Source organism: Pseudomonas sp. WMBT8, from assembly GCF_050916005.1.
Lineage (GTDB): Bacteria > Pseudomonadota > Gammaproteobacteria > Pseudomonadales > Pseudomonadaceae > Aquipseudomonas.
In genome coordinates this window covers 5,633,011-5,646,369 of the sequence record NZ_CP188096.1, presented here as the reverse complement: position 1 = coordinate 5,646,369, position 13,359 = coordinate 5,633,011, and the positions used below count along the sequence as shown (strand labels likewise).

The following is a 13,359-nucleotide window of genomic DNA, read 5'->3' as shown; positions in this document are numbered from 1 at the left end:
CACTGATACACCGCTATCGCCGGCAAGCCAGCTCCTACCGTTTGATCGAGTACATCCTTGGTTCAGGCGTACTGCGCCGCCGCATACCCCGAAGCCCAGGCCCACTGGAAGTTGAAGCCGCCCAGGTGCCCGGTCACGTCCAGCACTTCGCCGATAAAATACAGGCCGGGGCTTTTCAGCGATTCCATGGTCTTGGACGACACTTCCCGCGTATCCACCCCGCCCAGGGTGACTTCGGCGGTGCGGTAGCCTTCGGTGCCGGCCGGGACCAATTGCCAGCAGCCCAGCCGGGTGGCGATGTCCGCGAGTTCGGCGTGGGTGTACTGCTTCATCGGCTTGGACACAAACCACGTCTCGGCCAGCAGGTTGGCCATCTTCTTGGTGAAGATCTCGCCCAGCAGGGTCTTGAGCTCGCTGTTGGGGCGCTCGGCCTGTTGCTGTTGCAGCCAGGCGTGGGCGTCGTGGTCGGGCAGCAGGTTGATCTCAACCGTGTCGCCGGGCTCCCAGTACGAGGAAATCTGTAAAATCGCCGGCCCGCTCAGGCCGCGATGGGTAAACAGAATGTTCTCGCGAAAGCTCTGCTCGTTGCAGCTGACCAGGCAATCGACCGAGGTGCCGGACAGCTCGCCACACAGCTCCTTGAGCTGATCGGTGATGGTAAACGGCACCAGGCCTGCACGGGTTGGCAGCAGTTCATGGCCGAACTGCCTGGCCACCTGATAACCAAAGCCGGTGGCGCCCAGGGTCGGAATCGACAGGCCGCCGGTGGCAATCACCAGGGATTCGCAGCGCAACTCGCCGAGGGTGGTTTGCAGTTGGTAGCCGCTGTCGAGCCTGGCGATCTCCTGGATCGAGGTGTCCAGGTGCAGGCTCACGCCGGTCTGGATGCATTCGTCGAGCAGCATGCCGAGGATGTCGCTGGATTTGTTATCGCAGAACAGCTGACCGAGTTTTTTCTCGTGGTACGGCACGCCATGCTTGGCCACCAAGGCGATGAAATCCCACTGGGTGTAGCGGGCCAGGGCGGATTTGCAGAAGTGCGCATTGTGCGAGAGGAAGTTGGCCGGCTCGGTGTACATGTTGGTGAAGTTACAGCGACCACCGCCGGACATCAGGATCTTCTTGCCGGCCTTGTTCGCATGGTCGATCAGCATCACCTTGCGCCCACGCCCGGCGGCGGTCAGCGCGCACATCAAGCCTGCGGCGCCAGCGCCAATGATCACAACTTCGGTCGAGCGCAAAACGGTGTCCTCACAAAATATTGATCTCAAATGCAATCAAAAATGTGGGAGCGGGCTTGCCCGCGAATGCGCACTGTCAGCCAACCCATCTGGCGACTGGTACACCGCATTCGCGAGCAAGCCCGCTCCCACATTGGATCTCCATTGAATCGAAGAGCTTTACAGGATCCGTACGCGCAACGAACGGCCCTTGATCTTGCCGTCGTTCAAGCGCTGCAACGCCTGCTTGGCGACGCTGCGCTCCACCGCCACGTAGGCCTGGAAGTCAAAGATCGCGATCTTGCCGACCTGGGCGCCCGGAATCCCGGCTTCACCGGTCAGCGCGCCAAGGATGTCGCCTGGGCGGACCTTGTCTTTACGGCCGGCAGCAATGCACAACGTGCTCATCACCGGCAGCAGCGGCGCGCCGCCCTGGGACTTGAGGTTGCTCAGTTGGTCCCAGTTCAGCGGGGCTTTTTGCAGCAGTTCGATGGCCTGGGCGCGGTGCGCCTCGGACGGTGCCACCAGGCTGATGGCGATCCCGGTCTCACCGGCACGACCGGTACGGCCGACGCGGTGGATGTGGATTTCCGAATCGCGGGCCAGTTCGACGTTGATCACCATGTCCAGCGAGTCGATGTCCAGGCCACGGGCCGCCACGTCGGTGGCCACCAGTACCGAAGTACTGCGGTTGGCGAACATTGCCAGCACCTGGTCACGGTCGCGCTGTTCCAGGTCGCCATGCAGGCCGACCGCAGAAATGCCCTTGGCGGTCAGGTGATCCACGGTTTCCTGCACTTGCTGCTTGGTAAAGCAGAAGGCCACGCAAGAGGCCGGACGGAAGTGCGACAGCACCTTGGTCACCGCGTCCATGCGTTCTTCCGGGGAGATTTCGTAGAAGCGCTGCTCGATCTGCTCATCGGAGTGGAACGCTTCGGCCTTGACCTGCTGCGGCGCGCGCATGAATTTGGACGCCAGTTGCTTGATGCTCACCGGGTAGGTGGCCGAGAACAGCAGGGTCTGGCGACGGGCCGGGGTCTTGCTGATGATGTCTTCGATGGCATCGTAGAAGCCCATGTCGAGCATGCGGTCGGCTTCATCGAGGATCAGCGTGTTCAAACCGTCCAGCACCAGCGAACCCTTGCGCAGGTGTTGCTGGATGCGGCCCGGGGTGCCGACGATGACGTGGGCGCCATGCTCCAGGGAAGCGATCTGCGGGCCGAGGGACACGCCGCCGCACAGGGTCAGCACCTTGATGTTGTCTTCGGCGCGGGCCAGGCGGCGGATTTCCTTGGCCACCTGGTCTGCCAGCTCGCGGGTCGGGCACATCACCAGGGCCTGGCAACCGAAGTAGCGCGGGTTGATCGGGTTCAGTAGGCCGATACCGAAGGCAGCGGTCTTGCCGCTGCCGGTCTTGGCCTGGGCGATCAGGTCCAGCCCCTTGAGGATCACCGGCAAGCTTTGCGCCTGGATCTGCGTCATCTCGGCATAACCCAGCGAGTCGAGGTTAGCCAGCATGGCGGCGGAGAGCGGCAAAGTATTAAAAGCGGTGGCGATGGTGGTCACGGGACTGGCTCTGCAAAACAAAATGTCGCGCAGTGTACCAGCCCCGTGGGAATTTCCCTGCAAGTTCTAGACGAGACGCTGCTTAATGCTCAATGTCGTGCTCGCGGCTGACCACCCGTTTGCCGTCTTTTGGCGACAATTGCAGGAAGATCGCCGCCGCCAGCATCGCCATGATGCCCACGGTGAGGAACGTCAACTGGAATGCCTCAAGCACGGTGTTGACCCCATCGTTACCGGCTTCGGCAGTAAATCCGCCAAGCAGGGCACCGGCGCAGGCCACCCCCAGGCTCAGGGCCAGTTGCGCCACCACTGACAGCAGGCTGTTGCCGCTGCTGGCCTGGGCGTCGTCGAGGTCGATCAGGGTCACGGTGTTCATCGCGGTAAATTGCAGGGAGTTGATCGCCCCCAGTACCGCGAGCATCGCCAGCAACAGCGGGTACGGCGTCTGCTCGCTGACCAGGCCCATGCTCGCCAGCATGATCCCCAGCGCCAGGGTGTTGCCGGTGAGCACGATGCGATAGCCCAGGCGTTCGATCAGCGGCCGGGCGATGGACTTGGCGAGCATGGCCGCCGCCGCCAGGGGCAACATGCTCATCCCCGCCTGGGACGGCGAATAGCCCAGGGCGATCTGCAACAACAGCGGTACGAGGAACGGCAGGGCGCCGCTGCCCAGGCGCGCGAACAGGTTGCCGAGAATGCCCACGGCAAAGGTCCGGGTCTTGAACAGCACCGGCGAGAACAGTGGGTTTTCGATATGCCCGGCGCGCAGCCAGTAGGCCGCCAGGCACGCCATGCCGCCGAACAGCAGCAACATCACGCGCAAATGCGGCAAGTGCAGCTCACCCAGGCCTTCCATGGCAATGGTGATCAGCACCATCGCCGCGCCAAACAGCAAAAAGCCCAGGCTGTCGAAGCGTGTTCGCTCGCTGCCGCGCAGGTCGGGGATGAACTTCCACACGGCGTAGCAGCCGATCATGCCTACCGGCAGGTTGATCAGGAAGATCCAGTGCCAGGTCAGGTATTGCACCATCCAGCCGCCCATGGTCGGGCCGAGCAAGGGGCCGAGCAGGCCGGGGATGGTGATAAAGCCCATGATCCGCACCAGCTCCGAGCGCGGGTAGGCGCGCAGCACCACCAGCCGGCCGACCGGCAGCATCAGCGCACCGCCCAGGCCCTGGATCACCCGCGCGCCCACCAGCATGGTCAGGCTGCTGGACAGGGCGCACAGCAGCGAGCCGATGCTGAACAGCATGATCGCGCCAAAGAAAATCTTCTTGGTGCCGAAACGGTCGGCGATCCAGCCCGAGGCCGGGATCAGCAAGGCCACGGTGAGCATGTAGGCGATGATCACGCCCTGCATGCGCAGCGGGTTTTCCGCCAGATCCTCGGCCATGGCGGGCAGTGCCGTGTTGAGAATCGTGCCGTCGAGCGACTGCATGAAGAAGGCAATCGCGACCACCCAGGGCAACCAGCGGGCAGTCTTGGCATCGAGCACGACACGATTGGGCATGGGATCCCTTTTTGTTAGCAGGCTATGTGTTGCCGATTATGCGCTAACCTCCGCCGGTTTTCCCACTGGCGGTTCGTCTATATCTGACAGGGGAACGTCTTTACCCACCAGGAAATCGATCAACGCCCGGTGCACCGCCAGCGCCGCCTCCCGCGACTCCAGGTCGAGCAAATGGCCGGTGTGCTCGGCGCTGGCGAAGCTGCTGCGGCCCACGTACTGCTTGAACAGTTGGGCTTCATTGGCCGGGGTGTATTCGTCCAGGGTGCCGTTGAGAAAGTGCACCGGGGTTTCGATCTGGCGCAATTGCGGCAGGTAGTTGCCATCGCCCAGGGCAAGCACCTGATGAATATGAAAGCGCGCCTGGCGGTACTCGGTGGTGGCCATGGTCGACAGGTGCCGATGGTTATTGCGCTTGAGCCGGCTGGAGAGGAATTTGCCGACGGTTTCATTGAGCAGGTGGCCGACGGCGGACTTGTCATCGGCCTCGATCAGCACTCTCACGCGCTCCACGTATTCGAGCATCGCCTGGTTGAGATTGGGCGCCAGGGCCATCACCACCGAGCTTTCGATAGAAGGCGGGTTGCGCGCCAGGGTCAGCAGGGTCGAGATGCCACCCCAGGAGGCCGACACCAGGTGGTTGACCTGGAAACGCTCCACCAGCGCCCGCAGGATCTCGACTTCGTCGTCCTTGGTCACCAGGTCCAGATCGGTGTTGTGGGGGCGCGAATAGCCGGAAAACGGCAAGTCGAACATCAACACATTGAAATGCTCGGCCAGGCACTTGCTGGTGCGGGCGAATGAGCGGGTGGTGGACAGCGCGCCGTTGACCAACAGCACGGTCTTGCGTTGCGGATCGTTACCCAGTTGCTCTACGTGAACGTTGTAGTGCTTGAACAACTTATCAATGACAAAACTTCCTTGGTACATGTCAACGCTCCGGCTCGCCCTATCCCGGGCGAGGTCATGCATCGCTTGCGCGCAAGCGGGTTGAAAGGTGGCGGGATGCCACCAACCGTTATAACGAGGTTTTGGAGTGTCGACAACAGCCCGCCAACCAACGGGGTGCGGCAAGGGACGGTTCATCAGAACCCAGGGTATTCCCCTGTAGGAGCCGGCTTGCCGGCGATCAGGCCCGGGAGCCTGACGGCGATCTTCTGGCCGCCATCGCCGCCAAGCCGGGCGTTTACAAGGTCAGGGTCAGACGTTTTACCAGCGCGCCGGGCAGCAGGTTGGACGAGGTATTACGCTCGCCATAGGTGCTGGCCGACAGCAACAACTCGCGCTCGGCAGTCAGCGCTTCCAACTGTGAGCCCAGCAGTTGGTAGACGCTATCGTCAAAACGCATGGTGCTGACCGGCGCCTTGATCTCACCGTCTTGCACCCAGAACGTGGCGAAGCGGGTCATGCCCGTCAGGCGCGCCGCCGGTTGGTCGGAGTAGTTCAGGTACCACAGGTTGCTGATGTACAGGCCGGTGCCCAGTTGCTTGAGGATATCGGCCTGGGCCAGGCTGCCGGCGGCCATCTGCAAGGCGCTGGGGGACTCATCGGCGCTGGCGCCGTTGGTGCTCAAGCCGTATTCGGCGGCGCTGCGCGAGTTGACCAGTTGCCCTTGCGCCTGGCCATTGGCGACCAAGGTCACGTCGCTGCGCGGGTAACCGTCACGGGAGAACGCCGGGCTCAGGGAGGCCGTGATCTGTTCGCTCATGTCCACCAGCGGGCTCAGGGCCTGGTCGCCGGCATACAGGCGCTGCAACGGGCTGCCCTTGCTGGCGATAGCCTGTGCAGAAAAACCACCCCAGGCGAGCATGCCGATGATTTCTTCCATGGCCGCCGGTGCCAGGTACGCGCGGTATTGACCGGGCGCCAGGGTGTGCAAGGGCCGGCCAAGGAACTCCAGTTGTTCGCGGGCTTGCTGCAAGCGCTGGGCAAAGGCCGCGCTGTCCCAGGCATCGCCGGCGTAGCTGGCCTTGACCGCCTCGCCATTGGCATGGAACAGGCTGAAATCAAAGTTGAAGCTATTGGCCTGATGCCAGCCAAAAGCCCCCGACGAGCTGGCGAACCCACGGCTGATCGGCCCGGCGGCATAAATGCCGACCAGGTCGAAACCTTGGGCGCCCTGGCTGATTTCGCCCAGGACCTGATCGAGGTCCGGCAGCGCCTGGGCCTGCTCGCTGCTGTTTTGCCAGGCCGTGTGATTGAGCAGCAGGTAAGGATCCTTGGGCAGCAAGGGCAAGGTTTCGCGCAGTTGCTGCAGGCCCTCGGCCAGGCGCTGGCGGTCCACCTCGGGGTCTCCGGCCAGGGTGATACCGAGGTCGGCGTGCCGGCCATCGTTGATCAGCTTGAGGTTGACACTGGCCTGCTGTACCTGGCCGGCCTGGCGCACCTTGGCGTGGTTGAAACGCACGAATTCGGACGACTCCGCCGCGTAGTCCAGATGAAACTGTTCCCCTTCGGTGATGGCCTGCTTGAGCCACTCCACCAGGTCCTTGAAAGCCTTCATCAGGCGTCTCCCCCAAACACATCCACATCACTGAAGACACACGCCGGCGATGCATGGCCGACGCGGATCACCTGGTTCGGCTCGCCCTTGCCACAGTTGGGCGTGCCCAGCACCTTGAAGGTACTGGCATCGCCCACGGCGCTGAGCTTGCGCCAGAACTGCGCGGAAATCGCCCGGTAGTTGGGGTTCTTCACCACGCCCTTGAGCTCGCCGTTCTCGATCAACTGGCCCCATTCGCAGCCGAACTGGAACTTGTTGCGCGCATCGTCGATGGACCAGGAACGGTTGGTCGACATCAGGATGCCGTGCTCGATGCCGCCGATCAGTTGCCCCAGGCTCTGGTCGCCGGCCTCGATATTGAGGTTGGCCATGCGGTCGATGGGCGCGCGGTTCCAACTGCTGGCGCGGCTGTTGGCCACGCCGCCCATGCCCGAGCGGTATTGCGACAGCGCCCCGCCCAGGGGCTTGAGCAGCAGGCCGTTACGGATCAGGAACTGCTTGTTGGCGGGCGTGCCGTCATCGTCATGGGCGTAGCTGGCCAGTTGCTCGGGAATGTCGGGGTCAAAGGTCACGTTCAGCAGGTTGGAGCCGTATTGCAGGTGCCCGAAGTCGCTGGCCTTGACGAAGCTGGTGCCGGCGTAATTGCGCTCGTCACCGAGGATGCGGTCCAGCTCCAGGGGATGGCCGATGGACTCGTGGATCTGCAGGATCATCTGGTCGGGCATCAGCAGCAGGTCGCGCGGGCCTTGGGGTGTGTTGGGGGCCAGCAGCAGTTGCAGGGCCTCGTCGGCAATTCGGGGTGCAGCACCTATCAGGCCGAAGCGGCTGATGACATCAAAGCCACCTTGCTGGCCAAAGTTGCTGCCACCCAGGGTGCGGGTCTGGCTGTCGTTGCCGTCGTAGGCGGTCACGTTGACGCCGGGGAACACAAAGCGCTGGGCCTGGCGCAACTCGGCGCCGGCGCTGTTGAGGTAAATCTGTTCAACGCGGGTGGTGCCCAGGCTGACCTCCCAGTTCACCAGGCGCTCGTCCTTGGGCACGGCAGCCGATTCGGCGCCGAGCAGTTGGTAGCAGTCGCTCAGGGACGGGAAGGGTTGGTCGAGTTCTAGCGACAGATAGTCGGCGACGTCGCTGGACACCGGCTGGTCGCGCAGGTCGAGCAGGGCGTGGGGCCTGATCCGCCGGGCTTGCTGCTCGGCACGCTCGAGGGCGGCTTGCAGGCCGGTCAGGGAAATATCATTCGTGGCCGCGTAGGCTTCGACCCCGTTGAGGCGCACGGTGAGCATGGCGCCTTCGTCGCGGCTCAGGTGTGGCGGTTCGGCAACGTTCTTGCGCACCGACAGGTACTGGCCGGACTCGCGCACGTAGCGCAGGGAAAAGAACTCGGCGCGGGTACGCAGGGCGGCGAAATGTTGTTTGAGTTGCGGGTGTTTGTCGAACATGGGGCCTTCCTTGTGGGCGGTGATGGCTTTGAGGGCCCCATCGCAGGCAAGCCAGCTCCCACCTTTTGAATGTGTTCACAAATCAAAATGTGGGAGCTGGCTTGCCTGCGATGCTTTTGCCTTGGCTTTAGACCGGGCAACCCTTGGCGCGCAAAATCGCGTCAAAGCGATCAGGGTCCAGGGTGCCGGCTTCGATGGCGGCCAGTGTGGCTTTCTCGCGGGCCAGCAGGTCATGGCAGCGCACCAGCAATTCCGGCAGTTCGCTGCGCGAGGCGGCGACCACGCCGTCGCCGTCGCCGATCATCAGGTCGCCAGGCGCTACCAGCATGCCGGCGCAGGAGATCGGCACGTTGATCTCGCCGCCGCCGTCAGTGCTCGGGCCACGATGCACGCCGCCGATGGCGTAGGCTGGCAGTTCGCCGGTCTGCCATTCGTCGAGGTCACGCAGGGCGCCGTTGATCACCACCCCGACAATGCCGGCCTTCAGGGCCATGGCGCGCATGATGCCGCCGAACACCGCACGGGTCAGGTCGGCGCTGCCGTCGATCACCAGCACATCGCCCGGGCGGGCCATTTGCATGGCTTTGAGAATCATCAGGTTGTCACCGGGGCGCACTCGCACGGTGAGGGCGCTGCCGAGCATCGGTGCATTGCCGTGGAAGGCCTTCAGGCCCAGGCCACCGACGTTACGGCCCAGGCAGTCGCTGACGGCCGCGGCCGGAATCTTGCTGAATTCCTTCAGCCATTTCGGGTCCAGCGGTTCAACGTTTGGATTGATCAGGAAGCCGGTAGGCCATTTGCTCGAAGAAACGACATCAAACATGAGAAAGCCTCGTGGCCAGGCAGAAGCCGGCGTGTCGGTAGGAAGGTGAAACGTTTGCGCGAGGGACTAGATTAGGCCGGCGCGGGGGGTGGGATCAAGGGCGGGGCAGTGTAGGAAGAGTCTGGGAAGATGTGTGTTGGCTGGGCGGGCCTCATCGGGAGCAAGCCCCCTCCCACATTTTGATGGGTGAATACATTCAAATGTGGGAGCTGGCTTGCCTGCGATAGGAGCGCCGCGGTGTAACGCTTACCGCGCGGTCGGACCCACTTCACGCAACGGCTTGCCACGCACTGGCGCATCGCCGGCCACGTAGTAGTCCGCGGTGCTGCGCGGCAACTGGCGGCCACGCATCTTGTCGGCGATTTTCTCGGCGATCATGATGGTTGGCGCGTTCAGGTTGCCGGTGGTGATGATCGGCATGATCGACGCATCGACCACCCGCAGGCCCTGCATGCCATGCACGCGGCCTTCGCCATCGACCACGGCCATTTCGTCGGTGCCCATCTTGCACGAGCAGGAGGGGTGGAACGCGGTTTCGGCGTGTTCGCGGATGAACTTGTCCAGTTGCTCGTCGGTTTGCACGTCGATGCCCGGGCTGATCTCGCGGCCACGGTACGGGTCCAGTGCCGGCTGCTGCATGATTTCACGGGTCAGGCGGATGCCATCGCGAAACTCTTGCCAGTCCTGCTCGGTGGCCATGTAGTTGAAGAGGATGCTCGGGTAGTCCCGTGGGTTCTTCGACTTCACTTGCACACGGCCACGGCTCGGCGAACGCATGGAGCCCATGTGCGCCTGGAAACCGTGCTCTTTCACACCGTTGCTGCCGTTGTAGTTAATCGCGACCGGCAGGAAGTGGTACTGGATGTTCGGCCATTCGAATTCTTCACGGGTACGGATAAAACCGCCCGCCTCGAACTGGTTGCTGGCGCCGATGCCGGTGCCGTTGAACAGCCATTCGGCACCAATGGCCGGCTGGTTGTACCAGAGCAGCGACGGGTACAGCGAGACCGGCTGGGTGCAGGCGTATTGCAGATACAGCTCCAGGTGGTCCTGCAGGTTTTCACCGACGCCTGGCAGGTCGTGGACCACCGGGATGTCGAGGCTTTCGAGGAGTTTGGCCGGGCCTACACCGGAGCGTTGCAGCAATTGCGGCGAAGCGATGGCGCCGCTGCACACCAGCACTTCCTTGCGCGCGCGGGCTTCAACACGTTCTTCGGCGGCGCCGATCAGGTAACGCACGCCGACCGCACGCTTGCCTTCGAACAACACTTTGTCGGTCAGGGCATGGGTGACGATGGTCAGGGTCGAACGTTTCTTGGCGGTGTCCAGGTAGCCACGGGCGGTACTGGCGCGACGGCCTTTGGGCGTCACGGTACGGTCCATCGGGCCGAAGCCTTCTTGCTGGTAGCCGTTCAAGTCCTCGGTACGCGGGTAACCGGCCTGCACGCCGGCTTCAACCATGGCGTGGAACAGCGGGTTATTCCCGGCTTTAGGCGTGGTCACGCTGACCGGACCTTCGCCACCGTGGTAGTCGTTAGGGCCGATGTCGCGGGTTTCGGCCTTGCGGAAATACGGCAGGCAGTCGAGGTAGCTCCAGTCTTCCAGGCCTGGCAGCTTCGACCAGTTGTCGTAGTCCATGGCGTTGCCACGGATGTAGCACATGCCGTTGATCAGCGACGAGCCACCCAGGCCCTTGCCGCGCCCACATTCCATGCGGCGGCCGTCCATGTGTGGCTCTGGATCGGTTTCATAGGCCCAGTTGTAGCGGCGGCCTTGCAGCGGGAACGCCAGGGCGGCGGGCATCTGGGTACGGAAATCGAAACGGTAGTCCGGGCCGCCGGCTTCCAGCAGCAGGACGGTGACGCCTTCGTCTTCGGTCAGACGGGTCGCCAGGGTGTTACCGGCGGAACCGGCACCCACAATGATGTAGTCGTATTCTTGGGACATAAATGCACCCTCTTTGGAGATGGTCAGGTCAGGCGAGGGCGTTGCCCTCGATCGCCGGCAAGCCGGCTCCTACAGGTCGTGCGCAATCCTTGTAGGAGCCCGCTTGCGGGCGATTGGCGGTAGCCGGGTTAGAACACCGAGGCGTAGTCGCCCAGCTCAACCTGTACCGATTTGATGCGGGTGAAGTTGTTCAGCGAGCTGATGCCGTTCTCACGGCCAACACCCGACTGCTTGTAGCCGCCCACCGGCATCTTGGCGTCGGACTCGCCCCAGGCGTTGATCCAGCAGATACCGGCTTCCAACTGATGAATCACGCGGTGAGCGCGGTTCAGATCGCGGGTCACCAGGCCAGCGGCCAGGCCGAAGTCGGTGTCGTTGGCACGACGGATCACTTCTTCTTCGGTCTCGTAGGTGAGGATGCTCATTACCGGGCCAAAGATTTCTTCACGCACGATGGTCATTTCGTCGGTGCAGTCAGTGAACACGGTCGGTGCCACGAACGCGCCCTTGGCGAAGTCGCCGTCGGTCAGGCGGTCGCCGCCGCACAGCAGGCGTGCGCCTTCTTCCTTGCCCTTGGCGATGTAGCCCAGCACGCTTTCCATGTGGGCGAAGCTGACCAGTGGGCCGAAGTTGGTGTTCTCGTCTTCTGGGTTGCCGACGCGGATGCGCGCAACACGCTCCACGATCTTGGCTTCAAAGGCAGCTTGCAGGTGCTTTGGAATAAACACGCGGGTGCCGTTGGTGCAGACCTGGCCGGAGCTGTAGAAGTTGGCCATCATCGCGGTGTCGGCGGCGCGATCCAGGTCGGCGTCGTCGAAGATGATCAGCGGGGATTTGCCGCCCAGTTCCATGGTCACGTCTTTGAGCGAGGAACTCGAAGCGCTGGCCATGACCTTCTTGCCGGTGTCGGTGCCGCCGGTGAAGGAGATTTTTTCGATGCGTGGGTGCTCGGTCAGCCAGGTGCCGACTTCACGACCGCTGCCGGTCAGGACGTTGAACACGCCATCCGGAACGCCGGCTTCGGTGTAGATCTCGGCCAGTTTCAGGGTGGTCAGCGACGTCACTTCGCTTGGCTTGAAGATCATTGCGTTGCCGGCCGCCAGGGCTGGGGCAGACTTCCACAGGGCGATCTGGATCGGGTAGTTCCACGCACCGATACCGGCGACTACGCCCAGCGGCTCGCGGCGGGTGTAGACGAACGAAGTGGTACGCAGCGGGATCTGCTCGCCTTCGATGGCGGGCACCAGGCCGGCGTAGTATTCCAGCACGTCGGCGCCGGTGACGATGTCGACGTACTTGGTTTCAGAGAAGGATTTACCGGTGTCCAGGGTTTCCAGGGCGGCCAGTTCATCGTTGCGCTCGCGCAGGATTTCCACGGCGCGACGCAGGATGCGCGAACGCTCCATGGCGCTCATCGCGGCCCAGATTTTCTGGCCCTTTTCGGCGCTGACCACCGCACGCTCAACGTCTTCGAACGTAGCGCGCTGCACGTTGGCGAGAACTTCACCGTTAGCCGGGTTGATGGCTTCGAAGGTGGCATCGCTGCCAGCGTCGCTGTAGCCGCCGTCAATGTAGAGTTTTTGCAGTTCGAAACGGGCCATAAAGTCCTCGCAAGTGCATAAGTGGTTGGCGTTAACCACTGAAGGGGCATAGCCCGCTCAGCAGCAGTTCAGGGGTTGAGCGTTTATGTGGGCTCTAACTCACCTGCTTGGCCAATTGGAAATCCATGTATTCGTAAGCAATCCGTTGCGCCTGCTCCGTGTCGAAAGCGTCTCCCGACAGGGCGCCGCGCAACCACAAGCCGTCGATCAGGGCCGCCAGGCCTCGGGCTGCGCTGCGTGCATCTTCCAGCGGCAGCACACGGCGGAACTGGCAGCACAGGTTGGAATACAGGCGGTGATCGTTGATCCGCTGCAACCTGTGCAAAGACGGGTGGTGCATGCTGGTGGCCCAGAAGGCCAGCCAGGTTTTCATTGCCGGGCCGTTGACCTGGCTGGCGTCGAAGTTGCCGCCAATAATCACTTGAAGGTGCGCCCGGGGGCTGTCTTCCTTCAATGCCTGCCGGCGTTCGTGGACGTTCTCGATCAGCACATTCATCAGGTACCGCATGGTTGCGGCGATCAGGCCATTCTTGTCCTGAAAGTAGTGACTGATGATGCCGTTCGAGACGCCGGCCAGACGGGCGATCAGCGCAATGCTGGCATCTCCCATCCCAACCTGATCGATGGCCGTCAATGTGGCTTCGATCAACTGCTGGCGGCGTATGGGTTGCATACCGACCTTGGGCATGTAGCACCTCTCCTTAGGCCTGCCGACGGGCGTAAACGTTCGTCGGCTTGAGGGCCAGTCTA

10 protein-coding genes are annotated in these 13,359 nt (G+C 62.8%); all 10 read right to left on the bottom strand.

What is annotated here, in order from left to right:
* Positions 1-62: 62 nt before the first annotated feature.
* The 10 genes from ACO77H_RS25765 to betI all read right to left on the bottom strand — a co-directional run bounded on the left by ACO77H_RS25765 (position 63) and on the right by betI (position 13,297).
* Positions 63-1,241 (bottom strand): aminoacetone oxidase family FAD-binding enzyme, encoded by a 1,179-nt coding sequence (locus ACO77H_RS25765; RefSeq protein WP_169953653.1) that lies wholly within the window; start codon positions 1,239-1,241, stop codon positions 63-65.
* A gap of 159 nt (positions 1,242-1,400) precedes the next feature.
* Complete coding sequence (gene dbpA, locus ACO77H_RS25760; protein WP_232545553.1) at positions 1,401-2,738, bottom strand: ATP-dependent RNA helicase DbpA; 1,338 nt, start codon at positions 2,736-2,738, stop codon at positions 1,401-1,403.
* Positions 2,739-2,868: 130 nt separating this feature from the next.
* A complete protein-coding gene (mdtD, locus tag ACO77H_RS25755; protein ID WP_169953655.1) occupies positions 2,869-4,296 on the bottom strand; it encodes a multidrug transporter subunit MdtD in 1,428 nt (475 codons plus the stop codon).
* A gap of 36 nt (positions 4,297-4,332) precedes the next feature.
* A complete protein-coding gene (locus tag ACO77H_RS25750) occupies positions 4,333-5,223 on the bottom strand; it encodes an alpha/beta fold hydrolase (RefSeq protein WP_169953657.1) in 891 nt (296 codons plus the stop codon).
* A 256-nt stretch (positions 5,224-5,479) separates the two neighbouring features.
* The gene (locus tag ACO77H_RS25745; RefSeq protein WP_432754722.1) at positions 5,480-6,796 is read right to left on the bottom strand and encodes a TldD/PmbA family protein; all 1,317 of its coding nucleotides are present in this window, start codon (positions 6,794-6,796) and stop codon (positions 5,480-5,482) included.
* The gene (locus tag ACO77H_RS25740; protein ID WP_432754721.1) at positions 6,796-8,238 is read right to left on the bottom strand and encodes a TldD/PmbA family protein; all 1,443 of its coding nucleotides are present in this window, start codon (positions 8,236-8,238) and stop codon (positions 6,796-6,798) included. Before ACO77H_RS25740 ends, ACO77H_RS25745 begins: the two co-directional genes overlap by 1 nt.
* A 127-nt stretch (positions 8,239-8,365) precedes the next feature.
* Positions 8,366-9,061 (bottom strand): RraA family protein, encoded by a 696-nt coding sequence (locus ACO77H_RS25735; RefSeq protein WP_029297314.1) that lies wholly within the window; start codon positions 9,059-9,061, stop codon positions 8,366-8,368.
* Between the two features lie 246 nt (positions 9,062-9,307).
* Positions 9,308-11,008 (bottom strand): choline dehydrogenase, encoded by a 1,701-nt coding sequence (gene betA, locus ACO77H_RS25730; RefSeq protein WP_170042181.1) that lies wholly within the window; start codon positions 11,006-11,008, stop codon positions 9,308-9,310.
* 128 nt (positions 11,009-11,136) lie between these two features.
* Entirely contained in the window at positions 11,137-12,609 is a 1,473-nt protein-coding gene (gene betB / locus ACO77H_RS25725; RefSeq protein WP_432754720.1) for a betaine-aldehyde dehydrogenase, read from the bottom strand.
* Positions 12,610-12,703: 94 nt separating this feature from the next.
* Positions 12,704-13,297, bottom strand: a complete 594-nt coding sequence (betI, locus tag ACO77H_RS25720; protein WP_032858683.1) for a transcriptional regulator BetI — start codon at positions 13,295-13,297, stop codon at positions 12,704-12,706.
* Positions 13,298-13,359: the final 62 nt, after the last annotated feature.

Excerpts from the sequence above, each read along its gene's own strand:
- dbpA (WP_232545553.1), bottom strand. The coding sequence starts at position 2,738 with ATGCTGGCTAACCTCGACTCGCTGGGTTATGCCGAGATGACGCAGATC.
- ACO77H_RS25740 (WP_432754721.1), bottom strand. The coding sequence starts at position 8,238 with ATGTTCGACAAACACCCGCAACTCAAACAACATTTCGCCGCCCTGCGT.
- ACO77H_RS25750 (WP_169953657.1), bottom strand. The coding sequence starts at position 5,223 with ATGTACCAAGGAAGTTTTGTCATTGATAAGTTGTTCAAGCACTACAAC.
- betA (WP_170042181.1), bottom strand. The coding sequence starts at position 11,008 with ATGTCCCAAGAATACGACTACATCATTGTGGGTGCCGGTTCCGCCGGT.
- ACO77H_RS25735 (WP_029297314.1), bottom strand. The coding sequence starts at position 9,061 with ATGTTTGATGTCGTTTCTTCGAGCAAATGGCCTACCGGCTTCCTGATC.
- betB (WP_432754720.1), bottom strand. The coding sequence starts at position 12,609 with ATGGCCCGTTTCGAACTGCAAAAACTCTACATTGACGGCGGCTACAGC.
- mdtD (WP_169953655.1), bottom strand. The coding sequence starts at position 4,296 with ATGCCCAATCGTGTCGTGCTCGATGCCAAGACTGCCCGCTGGTTGCCC.
- ACO77H_RS25745 (WP_432754722.1), bottom strand. The coding sequence starts at position 6,796 with ATGAAGGCTTTCAAGGACCTGGTGGAGTGGCTCAAGCAGGCCATCACC.
- betI (WP_032858683.1), bottom strand. The coding sequence starts at position 13,297 with ATGCCCAAGGTCGGTATGCAACCCATACGCCGCCAGCAGTTGATCGAA.